The following is a 21,791-nucleotide window of genomic DNA, read 5'->3' as shown; positions in this document are numbered from 1 at the left end:
TTAAAACGTTTTCATTTCATTATACGGAGGAATCATCATGCAAGAACTTTTACTCTCGTTGCTCGCCGGTCTGATCTGTGGCATGATCTTCACTGCCTTGAAGTTACCGTTGCCGGCCCCACCGGTTCTCCCAGGGGTCGTCGGGATTTTCGGTGTCTTCCTCGGCATGAAGGTATATCAATTCGCTCTCGCGAACTGGCCATTTTAACAAAAAGGAACGATGTCCACGTGGACATCGTTCCTTTTCTATTTGAAATGGATCGCCTGATGGCATGTCGGACATACCCATATCTGCTCGTCAGCCTCCAAGTGGCATTCCATCAATCGCTCGGCCAGCTGCTGCCCATAACGGACTGACAGATCAGACGCACAATGTTCGCACAGCGTCGTCGGCGGCGTATGATACTCAAATTGTCGTTCGCGCGCGAGATGCGCCTCATACGAGTCACGGGTCCACCGTTTCGATGGGACACGGTATCCATCATCCCACAGGCGCTTCAACGTGACGTAGTCCGTCGTCGCATCATAAGACCCAGTTCGAAGCAGTGGATGGTGAAAGTCGACGGAAAGTAAATCGACGAGACAGTATACCCCAACCGCTACGGACGGTACCAACCAGTAGCGATCGTCGGGCCGCTCTGTCGTCTCGACGAGCAGTACGTCCGCCTCTGCGACGATGCCGTGACCGACGAGCTCGATGAACGCAGTCGGGGTCGACACCTCGCCCTCGAGATAGAACGGGCTCTGTTCTTGAAAATAGACCGGCAGCGCGGACCAAGCATCAAACGCGCCTGGGTCGATTCGAAGCCGATTCATCGTTTACTGGTGCGCGAGCGTGAAACGCTCCCGCCATTCGGCATCGAACGCGCCTGCCCGGAACATGTCAATCTCTTGTTTGTATGGTGCGACTTTCGTCTTCTCGCTGATCGGGATATAAGGTGTCTCTAAAATTTTCGGCAAATGCGCGAACGCCTCGTGGTGAATGATTCGGTTCAAGACGTCAAACCCGATTTCGCCGTAGCCAATGTTCTCGTGACGGTCTTTTTTCGCCCCGCGCACGTTTTTCGAGTCGTTGACGTGGATGACACCAAGCCGGTCGAGTCCGACGATGCGGTCGAACTGCTCGATGACACCGTCCAAATCACCGACGAGGTCGTAGCCGGCGTCGTGGACGTGACACGTATCGAGGCAGACCGATAACCGCTCATTATGCGTGACACCATCAATGATCGTCGCAAGTTCTTCAAACGTCTTGCCGAGCTCACTCCCTTTACCGGCCATCGTCTCGAGTGCGATGTTGACCGTCTCGTCACCCGTGAGCACTTCGTTCAACCCTTCGATGATGCGGGCGAGCCCTACTTCTTCTCCAGCCCCGACATGGGCACCCGGGTGTAATACGACGTGTCGGGCGACTTTGAGCGCCTCGGCCCGTTTAATTTCCTGAGCCAAAAATGAGACGGCGAGTTCGAACGTCTCTGGTTTCGTCGTGTTGCCCAAATTGATGATATAAGGGGCGTGGACGACGATTTCTTCGATATCGTGCGCGGCCATGTGCGCGAGCGCGGCCTCGATATTTAAATCTTCAATCGGTTTGCGCCGCGTGTTTTGGGGCGCACCCGTATATACCATCATCGTTGTCGCCCCGTAAGAGACAGCCTCTTCACTGCCGGCCAACAGCATCTTTTTCCCGGAAACTGAAACGTGTGAACCAATTTTTAACATAGTCATCTTCCCTTCTTATCTTCTCATTTCAGTGTACACAAAAAGAAGAACCGACTCCACGAAGTCGATTCTTCTTTTGGCTTAACGCTTATTTTTTTTACGGATTTCACGGCGCTCTTGGCGCTGGCTTTGCATATGCTCACGTGAAGCCGTCTCTTTCAACTTATACTTAAACTTCTTCTTATAGCCCGGTTTGACTTTTTTCTTCGCCTTCTTGATTTCCCCGGCCATACGGCTGTGGGCCGTCTGCGAAACTTTCATCTTCCGGTCTGTCGTACGACGTTTGCGCGTCTTGATCGGCTGGAGTGACCCGTTTCGCACGTCAACGTGCGTGAACGTGAACCCGCGCTCTTCAAGACGGTTGATCGGACCGTTCTCGTGATCTTCGTAAAGCGTGTACGCTTCACCGGTCGCCCCGGCGCGACCCGTCCGACCGACACGGTGCGTGTAGAAGTCGAGGTCTTTCGGGATGCCGAAGTTGATGACGTGTGAGACACCTTTAATATCAATGCCGCGTGCAGCCAAGTCGGTCGCGATGACGTATTGATACTTCGCGTCGTTAATATCTTTGATCGCTTGCTTCCGGCGACGAGCCTGCATGTCACCATGAAGTGTCCCGACGTTGAGGCCAGCCTCACGGAACGTCGACTCAAGCTCGTCCGCCTCTTGTTTCGTGTTCGTGAACACGAGACAGACGAACGGATTGATCGCTTTGGCGACTTCGACCGTCAGTTCTTTGCGATCACGATGGCGTACCGGGATCGTGTGGTGCTTGATTTTCGGTGCGACACGATGCTCGGCGCTCGCTTCTGCGTAGCGCGGGTCATGCAAATACTTCTTCAAGAACGGTTCGAGCTTCTCTGGAATAGTGGCCGAGAAGACCATCGTCTGAAGTTTTTCCGGCAACGACTGGGCGATCCGGTCGACTTCTGGCAAGAAGCCCATGTCGAGCATTTGATCGGCTTCATCGACGACGAAATGCGTGACTTTGTGCGGGAACAACGCTTGTACTTTCATCAAGTCAAGAAGACGTCCCGGTGTCCCGATAATGAGCTGCGGTGGATTTTTCATGCGCTCGATTTGACGTTCGCGGTCGGTACCGCCGACGATCAAGCTCGATTTGATGTAATCCGGTTGTTTGACGAGGAGCGTTTTCAACTCTTCGTGGATCTGCCAAGCGAGTTCGCGCGTCGGGGCGACGACGATTGCTTGGACCGATTGTTCTTTTGGATCGATTGCTTCTAAAATAGGCAAGAGAAACGCAAGCGTCTTCCCTGTACCGGTCTGTGATTTTCCGATGATGTCACGACCATTCATCGCGGCTGGAATGATCCGTGATTGAATGTCGGTTGGCTTTGTGATGCGCTTTTCTGTCAAGGCATCGACGATAAACGGTAACAATTTGAACTGTTGGAAGCTGTTCAATCGATACACCTCCTGTTTCTTTCCACTTTTCCTAGCATAGCGGAATCTAATCATTTGTCAATTAATCTTTTACGAGCCCTTCATATAAATAGCTCGACGAATAGTAGTACCGGGAAATCTTTTTCCCATTTAAATGTTGTTCGAGCGCTTTAAAGCCGACCTCGATCATTTCGTTCGGGGACTGCACGACCGTCGCGTCAACTTTCCCGCTATGGATGAGCGGATAAATCTCTGTGACGCCATCGACCGATACGATCGTCTTCTTCGTCAACCCATGGCTCTCGAGCGCACGGACGACGCCGAACGTATTGTCATCATTGTGCGAGAACACGGCATCGAACGGTATCTCTTCTTTCAACCAGCGTGACATCTCGATCTCGGCTTGGAACGTGTCGAAGTTGCCGGTCAAGGAGGCAACAACTTCTAAATCGTCATGAGCCTTGTCGTATTCGGTTAACCCGAGACTCCGGTCAATCGTCGAGCGGACTTTTGCCGTCCCTCTTACTTCCACGACGCGAATGGGACGTTCTAGCGCCGCGTGTTTGGCCGCGATATGGTTCGCGGCCATTCGGCCGATTTCAATGTTGTCCGAGACGACGGATGTGATGACACTCTCGTGATCGATCATCCGGTCGATGGCGATAATCGGAATGCCTTCGCGTTCGGCCCGCTCTAGAGACGGGCGGATGAACGTCTCATCGAGTGTCGTCACAAAGATCGCCTCGACGCCGCGGTCGATCAATGAATCAAGTTTTTCTTTTTCGAGGACACGGGAATCCTCGCTCGTCGTCGGCACAGGGATGAATCCTTTTTGGTTGGCCGTTCTGACGAAAGCGGCCAACAATTTATTGGCGTGCTCGTGCTTGTCGCTGACGAATACGAAACCGACTTCATTGTCTTTTGACTTTTGCTCCGGAAGTTGGATCGACGTGATGAGTAAAATCGTCATCGCCCATACGATTGGCAACCAAAGCCAATAATGGCGAAATCCCTTCATACGTCTGACCGCCTCGGGATCTTGATCATCATAGCCGTCCCTTCCCCTTCGACACTCTCAATTTCCATTGTACCGTTCACAGCCTTCAAGTACTCCCGGATCATGTAAAGACCGAGCCCGTTCCCGTTCTCTTTCGTCGTATAAAACGCAGATCCAATCGCTTGCACTTGCGACTTCGTCATGCCGACACCGTTGTCTTCGATCAGGAAACGATAATCACGTTCCGTGAAGAGGATCGTCACGGTGACACTGCCGTCGGCCCCTTTTGGGTCGACCGCCTCGACGGCGTTTTTGAACAAGTTGTAAATGATTTGGACGAGCATATCGTTCGAGCAATAGAACGGGGGCATCTCGTTCGGCACGATCAACTCCCAGTTCGTGACCCGTTTGTAACACTCGGCGTCGAGTAAAAACTCGAGCCGGCTCGCAAACTCGGCCATATCGAGCCACTCTTCGTCCCGTCTTGACTGATCGGGTTTCGCAAGCGTGAGCATCGTCGTGATCAAATGGTTCGCCCGGTCGAGTTCCGAGAGCGCAAGGTCGAGCATCTCTTGACTGCTATGTCCTTCCTTCACCATTTGCAACGTGATTTGGACCGGCGTGAGCGGGTTACGGATCTCGTGGGCGATTCCAGCAGCAAGCTGTCCGAGCGACGCGAGTTTCTCTTGCTGTAGCAACAGCTGTTGTTGGCTCAATTGTTCGCGTCGCGATGTCTCCATCCGTCTTGAGTAATCGTTATACGTGTCGAGCAACGTCTGCACTTCTTTCGAGCCCGTCCGTTCGAGTTGGATCGGTTCAAGTGACTGTTGTCGTTTAATGCTTTGAACGAGTTCGGTGAGCGGACTCGTCAACGTTTTCGATAAGAGCAACCCGACGAGGATGCTCAAGAAAAATGTGACGAGCGTGATGAGCAAGTATTGCCATCTAGTCGCGTACACGGCCTCGTACACAGAATCCGTGCTATGTTTGGCGAGCACGCTCCAGCCATTGACGCGGGCGTCAGGTTCATACATATAGACGTCCGAATCCGTGCTCATGATCGAGCGGGCGTCTTTGTCTCTCGCCGCTGCAACGACCTCACGTGACAAGCGCCGCTCTGCATCCGTGACGAGGTTGAACGAGGTCGATAGCACCTCACCGCGCTCGTTCAACAAATATAGGATCATGTTATCGTTCGCTGACTCAAGGACACGCCGGTAAAGGTCGGAGTTGAGCACGCTGATACTTCCGCCGAACAATCCGACCGGCCGGTTATCTTCCAACACCGGCACGTATAAATACGTACCGACGTCCCCTGAGATGGAGATCGGTTCACTCATATAAATGTCATTACCGCCTGACGTGATGACGTCCGTGAACTTAGGGTCCGCCTTCAACATCATCGCAGGCACTTGGCGTTGCGAGTACCAGGTGAACGCGTCGTCTTGAAGGTTATAATAAAAGATGGACGTGAACCCGGTACGCTGATTCAAATACCCGGTCCGAATCCGTTCCTCGATCCACGGTTCGTTGCCGAGATAGGCACCGAGATAAACGAGGTCTTCATATAACTTTCCGAGTCGTGTCTCCATGTTCTCGATACTGCCGTCTATCGCATAATCGAACTGTTGTTGCGCCAACTCTTCGGCTCGGGACACCGTCACACGATCGGCCGAAAACGCTAAAGATGAGATGACGAGCCCTAAAATGATGAAGATGATAAACGTAATTTGAAAGAAGTACGATTTTCGAACTTCAAGCAATGTTCTCAAGCGTTCCACGGTGTCCCTCCTTTCCAACCTTAAGATTATAGCATGAATACACGCAATTCTTTTCGTATTTTCGAAACAATGTTAGACTTATACGTATGAAAGCATCGCGAAAGGAGCGTTCATCGCATAATGAAAATTAAAAAGATCAGCCCACGCGGATATTGTTATGGTGTCGTTGATGCCATGAAATTAGCGAACGAGGCTGTGGCCAACCCTGATTTACCGCGGCCAATCCATATACTCGGAATGATTGTCCATAACCGTCACGTCACGCAGGCGTTCGAGGACCTCGGCGTCAAGACGGTCGACGGGGACGATCGCATGCAGGCGCTCGAGACGATTGACGAAGGAACGGTCGTCTTCACCGCCCACGGCATCTCTCCACTCGTGCGTAAACGCGCGATCGAGAAAGGGCTGACGATTGTCGATGCGTCGTGTCCTGACGTACTCGTCACCCATGACTTGATTCGCGAGAAGACAGCGGTCGGATACGAAGTCATCTATATCGGCAAACACGGGCATCCGGAGCCGGAAGGCGCGATGGGCGTCGCTCCCGGTAAGGTCCATCTCGTCCAGTACGAGCGTGACCTCGAAGTATTGCCGGACCGGTTGTACGAGACGAACATTCTCGTCACGAACCAGACGACGATGAGCCAATGGGACGTCTCGGCGTTGATTGAACAAATTCAAGAACGATATCCGCACGTCGAAGTGCATAATGAGATTTGTAACGCCACCCAAGTCCGTCAAGAGGCCGTCGCCGAACAGGCCGGTGACTGTGAGTTGCTCATCGTCGTCGGCGACCCGAAGTCGAACAACTCGAACCGTCTCGCCCAAGTGTCGAAAGAGATCGCTGGGACGAACGCCTACCGCATCGGTGACTTGAGTGAACTCGACCTCGCTTGGCTCGAGGGAGTCGAGACAGTCGCCGTCACGTCCGGAGCCTCGACTCCGACCCCGATTACGAAAAAAGTGATCGACTTCTTGACCCAGTATGACCCGCTCGACTTGAGCACACACGACAAAACCCCATATCTCGAGTTGCGCAGCATCCTTCCTAAAGTGAAGGCGCTTCGCAAATGACGACAATCCCCGGCCTAGAGACAGGTCGGGGATTGTTTGCTTTTATTTGAACCGGAACGGGTTCGTATTCGCCGTCGATACGACCAATTCGACATCTAGCTTAGCGTGGTCAAACTTCTGACGCAGCACGTCGACGACACCTTGTTTCATGACGCTCTCGACGTGATGGCCCGGGTCGACGACAGAAAGACCGAGCGCCATCGCATCGTGGGCCACGTGGAAATAAAGGTCGCCGGTCACGTAAGCGTCCGCGCCTTTGAAGTGGGCGGTCGAGACGTATTTGTTCCCATCGCCGCCGAGGACGGCAACTTTTTCAATCAGACGCTCCTCGTCGCCGACGACTCGTACCCCTTCGACACCGAAGCTCGTCTTGACATGTTCCGAGAACTGAGCGAGCGTCATCGGTTTCTCGAGTCGACCGATTCGACCGAGGCCGAACGTATGCCCGGCAATCTCATCTCGTATCACGTCATGGGCGACTTCCTCGTAAGGGTGCGCTTCCGTCATCGCTTTGATGACACGCTTCTTCTTACTTTCGGTCACGACCGTCTCGATCTTCACTTCATCGACTCGCTCCGTTTTACCGGCTTGGCCGAGGTACGGGTCAGAACCCTCAAGCGGCGTGAACTGTCCTTTCCCTGTCACTGTGAATTGGCAATCGCCGTAGTTGCCGATACGGCCGGCACCAGCTTTCCCTAACGCTTCAGACACGGCGGCCCGATGTGTCACCGGGACGAAGACCGACAGTTTGTATACCGGTTCTTCATATGTCGGAACGAGCACCTCGGGTTCGAGCAGTCCGAGTGCGTCGCTCATCCAATCGTTGACCCCGCCCTCACACACGTCCAAGTTTGTATGCGCGACGTAAACAGCGATATCGTGCTGGATACATTTCATAACGATGCGGCCGGCCGCGCTCTGGTCGTTCACTTGATTGAGCGCGCTGAAGATGGGCGGATGGTGGGCGATAATTAAATCGATCTCTTTCTCAATCGCCTCATCGACGACCGGTTCCAACACATCAAGGGTGACCATGACCCGGCGGACCGGTTTGTTGAGTGAACCGATTTGCAGACCGATTTTATCGCCTTCGACCGCCAAATGCTTCGGTGCGAATTGTTCGAACAGTTGAATGATATGGTTACCGTTTGCCATTATTCGCTCACCTCTCTCATCTTGTCGCGTAACGTCTCGAACGTCCGTCGCTTTTCGAGTAATGCCGGTGTCTGTTCACCTGCGGCCATCTGCCCGAGCACGTAGTCCAACTTGTCCGCCTCTCGGCCCCACTTCAATTTGAACGGCTCCGGGCGACGCTCAAGAAGGAACGGACCGAATAAAAGCTGCCATTTGCGCTCTGTCTCGTCTTCACTATACCGCGTCTCCGTCCCGCGCTCTCCGACTAAAATCTCATACACTTTATCGTTCTCCTCGACGATTCGTTCGTCGACAAGCTCGTAACCTGCCTCGAGCAACCATTCCCGCACGTGCTCACCATCGACGTTCGGCTGTAAAACGAGACGCTCGACCGCGCCTAACTTACTCCGTCCGGCTTTGAGAATCGAACGGATCAAACTTCCACCCATCCCACAAATCGAGATGCACGTGGCCTCATCGGCTTCGAGGACGGCCAGCCCGTCACCGAGCCGCACGTCAATCTTGTCCGTCGCTCCGATCAACGCGACTTGCGCCTGGGCCGCTTCCATCGGTCCTCGGTTCACTTCGCCGGCGATGGCACGTTCGACGATCCCGTGTTGGACGAGGTAACAAGGCACGTACGCATGGTCAGAGCCGATATCGGCGAGAATGCTGCCTGGTGGGATAAAGTCGACGACTTGTTTGAGTCGACGGTCTAACGTTACTTTTTCTTGCATGGGGACAACTCCTTTTTGACTACTTCTCTCTTAGGTTAACGAAAATTGAGGAGGCGGACAACAAAAAACGTACCCTCGCCTATGCGAGAGTACGTCACCTTATTATTGTTCGAGCAACCACGTCGTGAGAATGTCTGCCTCTTCAGCCGACGCAAGTCCGCCTGGCATCGAACCTTTACCATTGATGATGATGTTCGTGATCTCGTCTGCCGACAAGCGTTCCCCTACACCTGTAAGTGCCGGGCCGACGCCACCTTCAAGGTTCCCACCGTGGCATCCGGCGCAGCCTTGAGCAGCATACAAATCTTCCGGATTCATCTCTGTGACAGCCGGACCTTCTGCAGCTTGTTGCGCTTGGTTCACGCCAAAATACGATAATGAGACCATGGCAATGATCGCGACGATCGCAATCGCAGCAAACGGTAACAATGGATTACGCATTGTATTTCCCCCTCATGTTCATTCCAAATTTCTACCCATCACTATTTTACTCAAAAAATAATAAAGAAGGAAGGAAAATCACTCATTTTCCTTCCTTTCTTCTAAAACTTCACATTTTATTCAAAAACACGATTAATCGAGGAAATCTTTTAATCGTTTCGAACGGCTCGGGTGACGCAACTTCCGTAACGCCTTCGCCTCGATTTGGCGAATCCGTTCACGAGTGACGCCGAACACCTTACCGACTTCTTCGAGCGTACGCGTCCGACCGTCATCGAGTCCGAACCGGAGACGGAGAACGTTTTCTTCTCGATCCGTCAACGTGTCGAGCACGTCTTCGAGCTGTTCTTTGAGCAACTCGTAGGCGGCCGCGTCTTGAGGCGCCATCGCATCTTGGTCTTCAATGAAGTCTCCGAGGTGCGAATCGTCTTCTTCACCGATCGGTGTCTCGAGCGATACCGGCTCTTGGGCGATCTTGAGGATCTCCCGGACTTTTTCAGGTGTCAATTCCATCTCTTTGGCGATTTCTTCAGGTGCAGGCTCTCGACCGAGGTCTTGTAGCAACTGACGTTGAACCCGAATCAATTTGTTGATCGTCTCGACCATGTGAACCGGGATCCGAATCGTCCGGGCCTGGTCCGCGATGGCGCGTGTGATCGCTTGACGGATCCACCATGTCGCGTACGTCGAGAATTTGAACCCTTTCATGTAGTCGAACTTCTCGACCGCTTTGATGAGACCCATGTTCCCTTCTTGAATCAAATCAAGGAAGAGCATACCACGGCCGACATAACGCTTCGCGATCGATACGACGAGACGAAGGTTCGCCTCGGCGAGACGTTTCTTCGCTTCCTCATCACCTTGTTCGATACGTTTCGCGAGCTCTGTCTCGTCCTTGGCACTCAGCAAATCGACGCGGCCGATCTCTTTCAAATACATACGGACCGGGTCATTGATTTTAATGCCTGGCGGGACTGACAAGTCGTTCAAATCGACCTCTTCGTCCTCTTTTTTTGTCGGCGTCTCTTCGGCATCGGCTGCATCCTCGGTTACACGGATATCCTTGCCTTCCAAATCTTCAATGAAGTTATCGATAAAGTCTGAATCCACCTCGAAGTGGCTGAGGCGGTCTTGGATTTCTTGCATAGATACGACGCCTTTTTTCTTCCCTAATTTCTCGAGTTCCTCTATGGCGTTAAATAAATCCTCTTTTTTCTTCTCTGCCATCTAGCAGTTCAACTCCTTCCAAACTTCCTTGACGCTCATCGTTCGCGTAGACGGCGACTTCGGTTAATCAACTCTTGCAACTTGGATGCCTGGTCTACAATACTTTCGGCATCGTGTGCGATTTCCCTTTTCGCCCGTTCGATTTGACGCTGTTCCTCATAACAGTTTATGACCTTAATGTATTCATCTAAAACCTCTTCGCCCAGCTCGTCCGGCGCAGACATGAGTCGGACTTCCGCATAGCGATTCGCATACTCGGGGCGTTCGTTGCAATGTCGCTCCATGAAGGGCGGCACGACCTGCTCGAACTCGTCGAGCGTCATCTCTTCAGAGACGACCTCATAAAGGGCGGTCGCCAACATCCGATGGACTTCATCTTGGTAAGATAGGCCGAGCCGGTCGCGAACGTAACGCACGCGTTCCGGCCCACTGAGCATCGCCCGTAACAACAGTTTTTCAGCTTTCACGTAGCGCGGTTCATTCGCTTTAGAGGAGCGGCGGCGTACCGGTTCCGGTTCGCGCACGGGCTGAGGCACTGCTTCTCTCGAGACAGTCCTCGGCATCCGAGATAATAACGTATCGACCGGAATCTCGAATTCATCGGCCAATTTCTTTATATACAAGTCGCGGCGAATCGAATTGTCAGTTTTACTGATTTCCTCAAGCATAGATTCAATAAAGCGAATCCGTTCTCCTTCCCGATTCATGTTTTTCCCGCGCCGGAGCGTCCGGTTCATGAAATCGAGCACGGAGAGCCGTTCCGAATCGACAAAGCGCTGCCACTGCTCCGCTCCGTTCGTCCGGATATAATCGTCCGGGTCCGTCTTTTCAGGCAGCATGAGCACCTGAACATCGAGCGGATACGCCTCGAGCAGGCGCACGACTTTCAAAGTCGCCGCTTGCCCGGCGTCGTCGCCATCATAGCAAATGATGACCTCATCGACCATCCGTGACAACGCGCGGGCATGTCCGGCCGAGAAGGCGGTTCCGAGCGAGGCGACGACTTCGTTCGTCCCGGCTTGTGCGACTTGGAGGACGTCGACGTTCCCTTCCACAAGGAAGACGCGCTTTTGTTTGCGCATCGTCGCACGCGCCTGCGGAAAACCAAACAACAGCTCGCTCTTGTTAAAGAGGGGCGTGTCTGACGTATTCACATATTTCGGTTTACGTTCATCGATCGCCCGACCACTGAATCCGACAATCGTGCCGTCTCGATCCGCAATCGGAAAGACGACCCGGCCTTCGAACCGGTCAAAGTATTCACCGGCCCTTGACTTCGAGATCAGCCCGGCCTCGACCATCACCTCGAGATCAAACCCTCTTCGTTCAAGAGAATCGACGGTGAAGCGTCGTTGATCAGGCGCATAACCGATCTTGTATTGCGTGATCGTCGTCTCGGTTAGACCACGATCCCGTAAATACGTTAACCCGACCTCACCTGCCTCGGTCTTCATCAGCACTTCATAGTAGAGTTCGGCGACGACGCGATGGGCGTCGCGCATCTGTTTACGGACTAGCTGGTCCTGCGTTAACTGTTCGTCCCCGGCGACCCCGCCTTCGATGGCGATGTTCGCCCGGGTGGCGAGACGTTCGATCGTCTCGGGAAACGATAACCCTTCCGTCTCCATCACGAACGTGAACACGTTCCCGCCCGCACCGCACCCGAAACAATGGTACATCCCTTTCTCAGGTGAGACCGAGAAGGACGGACTGTTCTCCGAGTGAAACGGGCAAAGCCCGACCAGACGGTGTCCTTGTTTCTTCAGTTCGACACGTTCACTGATCAAGTCGACGATATCCGTCGCTTGTTTTACTTCTGCAATGACTTCATCCGGTATCCGTGGCAACTCCACCACTCCCCACTTCCAAACTCGCAACGAAACGGAACGCTTCTCACGTTCCGTTTCAATGTAATGTCAGTACTCTATTATACCGTTTCAAGACATCGATTACTAATACGAGTGCTCGACGCGTCACGATTGCTCAAGGTGACGCAAGATGATACCAGCTGTCTCTTCGACCGCCTTGTTCGTCACGTCGATCACTTCGCATCCGATCCGTTCGTAAATGCCTTTCGCATACTCGAGTTCCCGGTTGATCCGCTCCAGTTGGGCATAGTCGGCCTCTGGTTTCAAACCGAGCGATTTCAATCGCTCCATCCGAATCGAGATCAACTTGTCCGGCGAGATGATCAAGCCGACGCACCGTTCCGGTGGCAGTTCGAACAACTCTTCCGGCGGGCGTGACTCGGGCACGAGCGGGACGTTCGCGACTTTAAACCGTTTCAAGGCCAAGTATTGAGATAACGGGGTCTTCGAGGTGCGTGAGACACCGACGAGCACGATGTCGGCCTTCTTCAACCCGCGCGGGTCTCGACCGTCATCGTATTTGACCGCGAATTCCATCGCCTCGATTTTCCGGAAATAATCGTCGTCGAGTCGATAGATGAGGCCTGGTTTCTCACGAGGACTCTCTTGAAGCTCGCCCGACAGGACGTCGAGCAAGTCACCGAGTAAATCGACCGTCTTCACCCCGTGCTCGCGGCCGAGGTTGATGATCAACGTCCGGTGGTCCTCGTTGACGAGTGTGAAGGCGATGATCGCCCCTTGTGCTCTCGCTTGAGTGACGACATCGTGAATCGTCTGTTCATCCTCGACGAAAGGGATGCGCAACGTCTCGATGGCATTTTCATGGAATTGGATGCTCGCGGCCCGGACGACGAGTTCACACGTTTCTCCGACCGAGTCACTCACGACAAACACGAGTTGTTTTTTTGTCAAACCTGGTTCCTCCTCAGAAAGATTCATCATTGGCGAGAGCGATCAACACTTTCGTCATGTTCGTCTTCGTCATGCGGCCGAGGACGATGAGTTTGCCCTCTTTCTCTTCAACGACCGGCATCGCATCGATCTGTTTCTCGATCAACTTCATCCCGGCCCGAATGAGCGTCTCGCTTTTTTCGCACACCGTGATATTCGGCATGCGCGTCATGATGACGTTGACCGGCAATTGATCGAGGTCTTGATTTCCAATTGCGGCGCGAAGCAAATCTTTCCGGGACAACACACCGACGAGCTCACTGTCTTTTCCGACGACGAACAAAGAGCCGACATCTTCTAAAAACAGTGTGACGACCGCATCATAGACGGTCATCTCATCACTGACGACTTTTGCCGACGACATGAAGTCGCCGACCTTCAACGAATCCAGTTTTTCGCGGAGCATCGATGAGTTCCGTTTGCCGACGAACGTATAGCCGACACGCGGTCTAGCTTCTAGTATGCCAGTCATCGTCAGAATGGCGAGGTCCGGACGGAGTGTCGCTCGGGTGAGCGACAGCTCCTGGGCGATTTGTTCGCCCGTGATCGGTCCATTCCCTTTCACGATCTCGATGATTTTCTGTTGGCGTTCATTCAGCTGCATAGCCAACCCCCTCTATTTTGGTCAAAGCACGAGTGCGTTGAAGTCGGCGACGCGTTCGATCGCCGCGGCAAGCCGTTTCATCTCATGAAGACGATTCATCCGAACGGCATCTACATCACTCATGACCATCGTATTTTCAAAGTAAGCGCTGATCGGTTGTTCTAGCGCCCGCAGTGACACGATCGCTTGGACGTAATCGCCTCGATCCACCGCGTTATGTGTCGCTTCGAGTGTCGTTTCCGCTGCGTCATGAAGCGCTTTTTCCGCATCATTCTCGAACAACGCTGGATCGACAGGTCCACTTTCTCCTTTTTTAGCGATATTGCCGACTCGTGTCAACTGTTCAATCAACGCTTTCGCGTCGTTTGACACGAGCGCCTGCACCGCCTCAGCACGAGCGTCTAGACGGTTGACCGCGAGGCCCGTCGACAGGACAGCGTCAATGACGTCGTAACGGACTTGGCGCTCTTGGAGGCGATACTTCAAACGTAGTGAGAAGAAATCGTTCAGTTGCGCCTTGACTTGTTCTTTATCGGCATCATAAAGTCCTGCTTGAAGCTGAGATTCGACAACTTGTGACAAGATAGCGTCCAACGGGTGTTCAATGTTCCAATCCCCAAGAATTTGAACGACTCCTTGTGCTTGGCGACGCAACGCGAACGGGTCTTGCGAACCGCTCGGAATCATACCGATGCCAAAGAAGGCGGCAATCGAATCGAGTTTATCGGCAAGGGCGAGTGTGGCACCGGTTGCGGTCGCCGGGGACTCGTCTCCGGCAAAACGCGGCATGTAATGCTCACGGATCGCGGCAGCGACTTCTTTGTCTTCACCGTGCATTAACGCGTATTTTTCTCCCATGATGCCTTGAAGTTCTGTAAATTCATATACCATCTGACTGACGAGGTCGAACTTATGGATCTTTCCGGCCCGGGCGACTTTCGTTTCGTCCGCTTTAAAGAGCGGTGCGAGCTCGAGCGCGAGTTGCTCGACACGACGGACTTTATCCCCTGTCGTTCCGAGTTTTTCATGGAAGACGATGCGGTCGAGACGAACGAGCTGATCATCGATGTTCGTCTTCTTGTCTTCCTCGTAGAAGAAGACGGCATCGGCGAGGCGAGCCCGAATCACTTTCTCGTTCCCACGGGCGACGTTTTCGAGATGATCGGCGTTCCCGTTGCGAACGGTCACAAAATAGTTTTTCAACGTCTCTTCCACGTAGACCGGGAAGTAACGCTGATGTTCTTTCATCGTCGTGATCAATACTTCTTCCGGAAGGTCGAGGTAACTCGCATCGAACTCACCGAACAAAGCTGTCGGCCATTCGACGAGGTTTGTCACTTCTTCAAGCAGCGAACCATCGAGCGGAACCGTCCATCCCTGATTAATCGCAAGCGACTCGATTTGACTTACGATCCGCTCGCGTCGGTCTTCGTACGAAGCGACGACGAATTCACGTTCGAGCGTCTCGGCATAGGCGCGAGGTGACGTGATCGTCACGTTCCCTTTACTTAAGAAACGATGGCCGCGTGTGACGTTGCCCGTCTTGACGCCTTCAATTTCGAAATCGATTTGGTCATCCCCGAACAAAGCGATGAGCCAACGAATCGGGCGCATATAGCGCAGGCTGCTCGTGCCCCACTTCATATTTTTCGGGAACGTCATGCCGCGGACGACATGTTCAAGCCCAGCGAGCAGGCTCATCGTCGATTGACCTGACTCATGACGGTCGGCAAATACGTACTCGACACCTTTCTCTTCAGCGAAGTAAAGGTCTTCTACAGTGAGGCCACGCCCACGTGCGAATCCGGCGGCCGCTTTCGACCAGTTGCCTTCTGCGTCTTGGGCGATCTTCTTCGCCGGTCCACGGAGTGTCTCCGTCAAATCTTGCTGTTTCTCTTCGACGTCGTGAACGAGTACGGCGAGACGGCGTGGCGTCGAATAGACAGTCACATCGCCGAAGTTGACACGGGCGTCCGTCAAGAACGCAGTCACCCGTTCTGCCAATTGTTTTTCTGAACGAAGTACGTATTGGGCTGGCAATTCTTCAAGTCCGATTTCTAGTAAAAGGTCACGCATCAAGGGCACCTGCTTTCTCTTGATTAAGGAGTGGGAAGCCGAGACGTTCCCGCTCTTCGATAAATTTGGCCGCACATGCACGGGACATGTTACGGACGCGTTGGATAAACCCGGTCCGTTCCGTCACCGAGATCGCGCCTTTCGCATCGAGAAGGTTGAACGTGTGCGAGCATTTAAGGATATAGTCATACGCCGGGAAGACGAGGTTCTCGTCAAGGGCGCGCTTCGCTTCTTTTTCGTACGTGTCAAACAGCGTGAACAACATATCGACGTCTGACAGTTCGAACGTATACTTCGAATGTTCGAACTCCGGCTGATAGAAGATGTCGCCATATTTGAACCCGTCCGTCCAGACGAGGTCGAACACGCTCTCGACTTCTTGAATGTACGAGGCGAGACGCTCAAGACCGTATGTGATCTCGACGGCGATCGGGTCGCACTCGATGCCTCCGACTTGTTGGAAGTACGTGAACTGAGTGATTTCCATCCCGTTGAGCCATACTTCCCAGCCGAGACCGGCTGCGCCGAACGTCGGGTTCTCCCAGTTGTCTTCGACGAAACGGATATCATGCTCAAGTGGGTTGATGCCGATGAGCTCCAAGCTTTCCAAGTAAAGTTCTTGGATGTTGTTTGGTGACGGCTTCATGATGACTTGGAACTGATGGTGTTGGTAGAGACGGTTCGGGTTTTCCCCGTAACGTCCATCCGCCGGACGACGTGACGGCTCCGTGTAGCAGACGTTCCATGGTTCTGGTCCGAGGCTTCGTAAAAACGTCATCGGGTTCATCGTCCCGGCCCCTTTTTCGACATCGTACGCCTGCATCGTCAGGCAACCTTTCGACGCCCAGAAATTTTGCAGCGTGAGAATAATTTCTTGCACGGTCATATGTTTCATATGTTGACACCTCCAAAAGTATTAAAACGACAAAAAACGCCCCTATGTGCCATGCACATAGGGACGGGATTACCCGCGGTTCCACCCTACTTGCCTCAACTTCGAGGCCACTCTTTGGATTGTGGGCGCTCCAGAATCGCCATTCACTTTTCACATGGTGCTCGGCTCCCACCTGCCCGAACTCGCTGAATCCATCGTTGAAAAGTTACTCATTTCCTTCATTGCGCACGCTATTTCATTTGTCTAATCGTAAGTTATGGTATCGAATCTTGTCGAAAAAGTCAATCATCGTTCAAGTGAAGTCGCTGCATTTGTTCGAGCACCCGCTTCGTCTTCAGACGCAAACCGCTATATGAGTCCATGTACGCATCAAACAGCTGCCTGAGGAGCAGGCGCGTCTCTTTCGTGAGCGGAACGTTCGTGAACTCGGAAAGCTCATGACGGCTCATCCAGTACAGGAGTTTCGCCAGCCGTTCACTCATCCGAATCGAGCCTTCCTCGTTATGGCGCGAGCAAAGAAAACCGCCGGCCGTCACCGAGAAGTACATCGGGTCGGTCACGTCGTTACAGCGGATGCATCCGGTCAATACCGGGGCGACGCCGAGCAAGTGGAGGATCCGCAATTCAAAGTGATGGGTGATCACGTCCGGATCCATTCCGGCGTTCAGTGCCTGGAGCGCATCATTCAACACCCGGTAGAGCGCCCGGTTCGGGACGCGGTCCTCAACGGTGCGATCGACGAGTTCGAGCAAGTACATCGCATATGCCATCCGGTCCACATCTTTCCGAACTTCCGGATAAGACGTGATGACATCGGACGACTTCAACTGTCCGAGTCCCCGGCTCGCCGGAAAGATGTAGACCGCCTCGACGAACGGTTGACTCGATGCATGGAGCCGACTGCCCGGTTTTTTCGCACCTCGGGCCATGACGGCGACTTTCCCGAGCTCTTCGGTGAACAGTGTCACGACTTTGTTCGATTCACCGTAATTGACGGTACGGACAACGATGCCGGTGACTTTTTGCAACATGGCTCAATACTCGTCGTCGCGGAAGCCCAGGTCGCGAAGCTGACCCATCTTATTACGCCAATCTTTTTGTACTTTCACCCAAAGGTTCAAGTACACTTTCGTACCGAGGAGCATCTCGATGTCTTGACGGGCTTCCGTACCGATCTCACGAAGCATCGTCCCTTTTTTACCGATGACGATTCCTTTTTGCGAATCCCGCTCGACCATGATGACGGCTTCGACGTCGATCATTTCCGAGTCTTTCCGCTTCTTGATCGATTCGATGGCGACCGCGATCGAATGCGGTACTTCATCACGTGTCTTATGGAGTACTTTTTCGCGAATCAGTTCGGAAATGATGAACCGTTCCGGATGATCGGTCACTTGGTCGGCCGGGTAGTACATCGGGCCTTCCGGGAGCAACTTCTTAATTTCGCCGATGAGTGGTTCGACGTTGTTGCCCTGTAGCGCCGAGATAGGCACGTATGCGGCAAAGTCTAATTTGTCTTTATACTGCTCAATGACCGCCGGGATCTCATCCGGGTGAATCATGTCAATCTTGTTCATGACGAGGACGATTGGGGTATCGAGACCTTTTAACTTCTCGATGATGAAATCGTCTCCCGCACCGCGCGGTTCCGTCACGTTTACCATGAACAGGATGGCGTCGACTTCACGCAAAGCGTTCGTCGCGACTTTCATCATGAAGTCACCGAGACGGTGCTTCGGTTTGTGAATCCCCGGCGTATCGATAAAGATAATTTGGGCATCATCTGTCGTGTAAACGCCTTGTACTTTATTTCGAGTCGTTTGCGGCTTGTCTGACATGATCGCAATCTTTTGTCCGATGACACGGTTTAAAAATGTTGATTTCCCGACGTTCGGGCGACCGATAATCGAGACGAAACCTGATTTAAAATCTTCTTGATACATAGTGCACCTGCTTTCTAATTGTCTTGACTGAGAACGCGCCCGTTCACACGAGCGCGAGAAGATACGGTAAAAAAATGACGAGTGCCGTCACGGCCGCGCCGAACGAGGCGATGAGAACGGCACCGGCGGCCACGTCTTTCGCTTGTTTGGCGAGTGGTTTCACGTCGCTCGTCACAAGGTCGACCGTCCGTTCGACAGCCGTATTCAATAATTCTAGCGAAATGACGAGAATGATCCAACCAAACAGCAATAAATTCTCCATCGAAGTCGTCTCGAGCCAGATGGCGAAAATACCGACGAGGAGGCTCGCTATGAGATGAATCCGCATGTTCCGCTCGGTCCGCGCCGCGTGCAAGATCCCTTGCACGGCGAACCAAAACGGTCTCACACCTCGCCTCGTTTCAGCTCAAAGTGCGCGAGCACTTCTTCTTGCCGTGCGGTCATTTCCGCCTCATCTTCCGGCGTCATATGGTCGTAACCGAGGAGGTGCAAAAAACCGTGAATCGCCAAGAAACCGAGCTCGCGTTCAAACGAGTGACCGTAGTCCGCCGCTTGTTCCCGGCAACGTTCGACCGAAATGACGAGATCGCCGAGAAGACGTGGCTCGTCTTCGTCGAGCAAGAAATCCATCTCGTCTTCCCCCATCTCATCGAACGCGAAACTGATCACGTCTGTCGGGACATCTTTGCCGCGCCAGTCCCGGTTGATTTCTTGAATCAAATCGTTCGTCAAGAACGTGACCGAGAGTTCACTCGGTTCCTCGACGTCTTCTTCTTTCGCGGCGTGGACTAAAATCGCTTCGACAAGCTCGCGTTGTGCGCTCGTCAATAGCTCATGTTCATCGTTCGAGATGATTTGCATGGATGTCGCCTTCTTTCTTTAGTTCTGGATATTCGATGCGTTCATGGAAAAGGCCGGTTAACGTCTCACAAGCACTCTCACCGACACGCCATACTTCTTTCGTCGTCAAATCACAATCTTCAAACTGACCATCTTGCAGCTTATCACGAATGATACCGTTGACGAGCTGGCGGATGCGATCGGGTGTCGGTTGTTTTTGTGACCGGACCGCGGCCTCAATCGAGTCGACGATCATGACGACGGCCGCCTCGCGCGTTTGCGGCTTCGGTCCCGGATAGCGGAAACGTGACTCCGAGATATCTCGTGTCTCTTTTGCTTTGACGTAGAAGAACTTCAGCAGTGACGTGCCGTGATGTTGTTCGGCGATGTCAATAATCTCTTGCGGCAGCTTATAGCGCCGAAGAAGATCGGCCCCGTCATACGGGTGGGCCATGATGATATCGGCCGACTCTTCCGGGGTGAGACGATCGTGGGGGTTGACCCCGTTCTGCTGATTCTCGATGAAATGAAGCGGGCGTTCGGTCTTGCCAAGGTCGTGATAATAACTCGCCACGCGGGCTAGCAAGCCATCGGCCCCAATCGCCTCACACGCTGACTCGGCCAAGTTGGCGACCATCATGCTGTGGTGGTACGTACCCGGAGCCTCCATCAACAACTTCCGCAGGAGCGGATGGGTCGGACTCATCAGTTCGACGAGGCGACCGGATGAGAGGACTCCGAACCACGGTTCGAGGAACGGCAAGAAGCCGAACGTGAGCACAATCGATAATAGCGCGCTCACGACCGCGAAACCAGAAAGGTAAGCAGCCATCTCCCATGTCACTTGCGTGTTTCGTAAGAACAACAAGGCGAGCACCATGATGATGTTGATGATGCCGAGCAACACGCCCGACAAGAAGAGCCGCTTTCGCTGGATCTTCGGTTCGACCAAAAAGACGGCGAGGAAGCTGCCGGCCGCAAAATAAACGACCGTCATGAAACTCGTATTTTGCCCATAACTGACGACGATGGCCCCAGCCACCATCGTGATGAGCGCCGAAGCGAGCGCGACCCGTTCATCAACCAAAATCCGTAGTAGCAACACGACGAACGCCGTCGGTGCGAGGACGTAGGCGTATGTCGTAAATTCCAGCCCGACATAGCCGACCCCGAAAAAGAGACCTAATTGAAACAAGAGCAGCCCATATACGGTAATCAATATTTTAGGTCGCAGCAACAACTGTTGAATCTTCGAGCGGATGAGCATGAACAAGAAACCGGCCGTCAATAACCCACTCAACAAGTACGCCCCGAACAGAGGCGCAAACGAGCGGTTCGGGTCGATCGCCCCCGTCAACTCGAGCTTACGATAAATCTCACGCGTGACGACTTCTCCTTGGTTGACGAGAAGCTGTCCTTCTTGAATGATGACCGGGTCGACGGCATCGACCGCTTCTTGCTCTTTTTGTCGCGTCGCTTCCGAGTCGAACACATAGTTCGGGACGATCAGTTGATCGCTTAAACTCTTTGCGATCGTCCGGAACTCGAGTGAGAGCGGAGACTGGTCGACGACCGTGGCCGCACGGTCCCGAGCGTCGGCAATCGATTCTGAACTCGTCTCGATCCGATTGGCCATCACTTCTTGAAGCGCCGTCACCGTGACGTCCTCGACGGTGCGTCGTGTGTTCTCGTTGGCTTGCAACAACGCCCCCAACTCATCGTCACGGAGAAACCCGTTCGCTTCTGTCGAATTGAGCCGGTTTTTGATCTCGGATAACTCCGTCTCGTCATCGGTATTCTCAAACGCCGCGAAAAGTTGTTCGACTTTCGCGATTTGTTGATCGGCGAACTCGCGACGGAGCGAGAACTGACTGCCGACGGCGTTCGTCGCTTCTTGCCTCAACCGTTCGGTCGCCACCCGGTCTTCGATCGTGATCGGCGAACGGATGTCTTGTTCCGCGATGCCGAGCGGTTCGACACTAATGATGGACGGGCGCACTGTAAAGTATAATATCGCTCCAAGGATGAGGAAGAAGACGATAGAAATCGTCGCGACCGTCCAGTGACGTGCTTGCTGCATCAGCGCCCCCCCTTTCG

Annotated in this window: 21 protein-coding genes; 2 read left to right on the top strand and 19 right to left on the bottom strand. The window is 53.3% G+C overall.

Annotated elements, in window-relative coordinates:
* Window positions 1-37: 37 nt before the first annotated feature.
* Window positions 38-208, top strand: coding sequence for a DUF1427 family protein (locus P398_RS16115; protein WP_174233462.1), 171 nt, complete (start codon window positions 38-40; stop codon window positions 206-208).
* Between the two features lie 38 nt (window positions 209-246).
* Here P398_RS16115 and P398_RS0108435 read toward each other — a convergent pair whose 3' ends face one another.
* The 5 genes from P398_RS0108435 to P398_RS0108415 all read right to left on the bottom strand — a co-directional run bounded on the left by P398_RS0108435 (window position 247) and on the right by P398_RS0108415 (window position 5,904).
* Window positions 247-816 (bottom strand): hypothetical protein, encoded by a 570-nt coding sequence (locus tag P398_RS0108435; RefSeq protein WP_029334757.1) that lies wholly within the window; start codon window positions 814-816, stop codon window positions 247-249.
* Between the two features lie 3 nt (window positions 817-819).
* The gene (locus tag P398_RS0108430) at window positions 820-1,722 is read right to left on the bottom strand and encodes a deoxyribonuclease IV (protein WP_029334756.1); all 903 of its coding nucleotides are present in this window, start codon (window positions 1,720-1,722) and stop codon (window positions 820-822) included.
* A gap of 81 nt (window positions 1,723-1,803) precedes the next feature.
* Window positions 1,804-3,147 carry a DEAD/DEAH box helicase gene (locus P398_RS0108425; protein ID WP_024371459.1) on the bottom strand — a complete coding sequence of 448 codons (1,344 nt, stop codon included), beginning with the start codon at window positions 3,145-3,147 and terminating at the stop codon, window positions 1,804-1,806.
* 61 nt (window positions 3,148-3,208) lie between these two features.
* On the bottom strand, window positions 3,209-4,144 hold the full coding sequence (locus P398_RS0108420; protein ID WP_029334754.1) for a sugar ABC transporter substrate-binding protein: 936 nt from the start codon (window positions 4,142-4,144) through the stop codon (window positions 3,209-3,211).
* Window positions 4,141-5,904 carry a sensor histidine kinase gene (locus P398_RS0108415; protein ID WP_024371457.1) on the bottom strand — a complete coding sequence of 588 codons (1,764 nt, stop codon included), beginning with the start codon at window positions 5,902-5,904 and terminating at the stop codon, window positions 4,141-4,143. Before P398_RS0108415 ends, P398_RS0108420 begins: the two co-directional genes overlap by 4 nt.
* A 120-nt stretch (window positions 5,905-6,024) precedes the next feature.
* Here P398_RS0108415 and P398_RS0108410 point away from each other — a divergent pair, with 120 nt between their 5' ends.
* Window positions 6,025-6,978, top strand: a complete 954-nt coding sequence (locus P398_RS0108410) for a 4-hydroxy-3-methylbut-2-enyl diphosphate reductase (RefSeq protein WP_024371456.1) — start codon at window positions 6,025-6,027, stop codon at window positions 6,976-6,978.
* Between the two features lie 42 nt (window positions 6,979-7,020).
* Here the strand turns inward: P398_RS0108410 and P398_RS0108405 are convergent, their stop codons facing one another.
* From P398_RS0108405 to P398_RS0108340, 14 genes are all read right to left on the bottom strand, one after another.
* Complete coding sequence (locus P398_RS0108405; protein ID WP_029334753.1) at window positions 7,021-8,133, bottom strand: Nif3-like dinuclear metal center hexameric protein; 1,113 nt, start codon at window positions 8,131-8,133, stop codon at window positions 7,021-7,023.
* The gene (locus P398_RS0108400; RefSeq protein WP_034799060.1) at window positions 8,133-8,849 is read right to left on the bottom strand and encodes a tRNA (adenine(22)-N(1))-methyltransferase; all 717 of its coding nucleotides are present in this window, start codon (window positions 8,847-8,849) and stop codon (window positions 8,133-8,135) included. The genes P398_RS0108405 and P398_RS0108400 overlap by 1 nt, the downstream gene beginning before the upstream one ends.
* Before the next feature lie 102 nt (window positions 8,850-8,951).
* Window positions 8,952-9,290: a cytochrome c550 gene (cccA, locus tag P398_RS0108395; RefSeq protein WP_024371453.1), complete on the bottom strand. Its 339-nt coding sequence runs from the start codon at window positions 9,288-9,290 to the stop codon at window positions 8,952-8,954.
* Between the two features lie 132 nt (window positions 9,291-9,422).
* Window positions 9,423-10,517 carry an RNA polymerase sigma factor RpoD gene (gene rpoD / locus P398_RS0108390; RefSeq protein WP_024371452.1) on the bottom strand — a complete coding sequence of 365 codons (1,095 nt, stop codon included), beginning with the start codon at window positions 10,515-10,517 and terminating at the stop codon, window positions 9,423-9,425.
* A 35-nt stretch (window positions 10,518-10,552) separates the two neighbouring features.
* The gene (dnaG, locus tag P398_RS0108385) at window positions 10,553-12,370 is read right to left on the bottom strand and encodes a DNA primase (RefSeq protein ID WP_029334751.1); all 1,818 of its coding nucleotides are present in this window, start codon (window positions 12,368-12,370) and stop codon (window positions 10,553-10,555) included.
* 120 nt (window positions 12,371-12,490) lie between these two features.
* Window positions 12,491-13,324 carry a pyruvate, water dikinase regulatory protein gene (locus tag P398_RS0108380; protein WP_024371450.1) on the bottom strand — a complete coding sequence of 278 codons (834 nt, stop codon included), beginning with the start codon at window positions 13,322-13,324 and terminating at the stop codon, window positions 12,491-12,493.
* Window positions 13,311-13,940 (bottom strand): helix-turn-helix transcriptional regulator, encoded by a 630-nt coding sequence (locus P398_RS0108375; protein ID WP_024371449.1) that lies wholly within the window; start codon window positions 13,938-13,940, stop codon window positions 13,311-13,313. Before P398_RS0108375 ends, P398_RS0108380 begins: the two co-directional genes overlap by 14 nt.
* A gap of 21 nt (window positions 13,941-13,961) precedes the next feature.
* On the bottom strand, window positions 13,962-16,016 hold the full coding sequence (glyS, locus tag P398_RS0108370) for a glycine--tRNA ligase subunit beta (protein WP_029334750.1): 2,055 nt from the start codon (window positions 16,014-16,016) through the stop codon (window positions 13,962-13,964).
* On the bottom strand, window positions 16,009-16,902 hold the full coding sequence (gene glyQ, locus P398_RS0108365) for a glycine--tRNA ligase subunit alpha (protein ID WP_369793398.1): 894 nt from the start codon (window positions 16,900-16,902) through the stop codon (window positions 16,009-16,011). Before glyQ ends, glyS begins: the two co-directional genes overlap by 8 nt.
* A gap of 290 nt (window positions 16,903-17,192) precedes the next feature.
* Window positions 17,193-17,942 carry a DNA repair protein RecO gene (recO, locus tag P398_RS0108360; protein ID WP_029334749.1) on the bottom strand — a complete coding sequence of 250 codons (750 nt, stop codon included), beginning with the start codon at window positions 17,940-17,942 and terminating at the stop codon, window positions 17,193-17,195.
* A 3-nt stretch (window positions 17,943-17,945) separates the two neighbouring features.
* The gene (gene era / locus P398_RS0108355) at window positions 17,946-18,854 is read right to left on the bottom strand and encodes a GTPase Era (RefSeq protein ID WP_024371445.1); all 909 of its coding nucleotides are present in this window, start codon (window positions 18,852-18,854) and stop codon (window positions 17,946-17,948) included.
* Window positions 18,855-18,897: 43 nt separating this feature from the next.
* Window positions 18,898-19,242, bottom strand: a complete 345-nt coding sequence (locus tag P398_RS0108350; RefSeq protein ID WP_024371444.1) for a diacylglycerol kinase family protein — start codon at window positions 19,240-19,242, stop codon at window positions 18,898-18,900.
* Entirely contained in the window at window positions 19,239-19,715 is a 477-nt protein-coding gene (ybeY, locus tag P398_RS0108345; RefSeq protein ID WP_029334748.1) for an rRNA maturation RNase YbeY, read from the bottom strand. Before ybeY ends, P398_RS0108350 begins: the two co-directional genes overlap by 4 nt.
* Entirely contained in the window at window positions 19,693-21,774 is a 2,082-nt protein-coding gene (locus tag P398_RS0108340) for an HD family phosphohydrolase (protein ID WP_029334747.1), read from the bottom strand. The genes ybeY and P398_RS0108340 overlap by 23 nt, the downstream gene beginning before the upstream one ends.
* Window positions 21,775-21,791 lie beyond the last annotated feature (17 nt).

Origin of the sequence: Exiguobacterium aurantiacum DSM 6208 (assembly GCF_000702585.1) — a bacterium.
GTDB lineage: Bacteria > Bacillota > Bacilli > Exiguobacteriales > Exiguobacteriaceae > Exiguobacterium > Exiguobacterium aurantiacum.
Note: the sequence above shows the minus strand (reverse complement) of the source record. Positions and strands in the feature narration are given on the sequence as shown.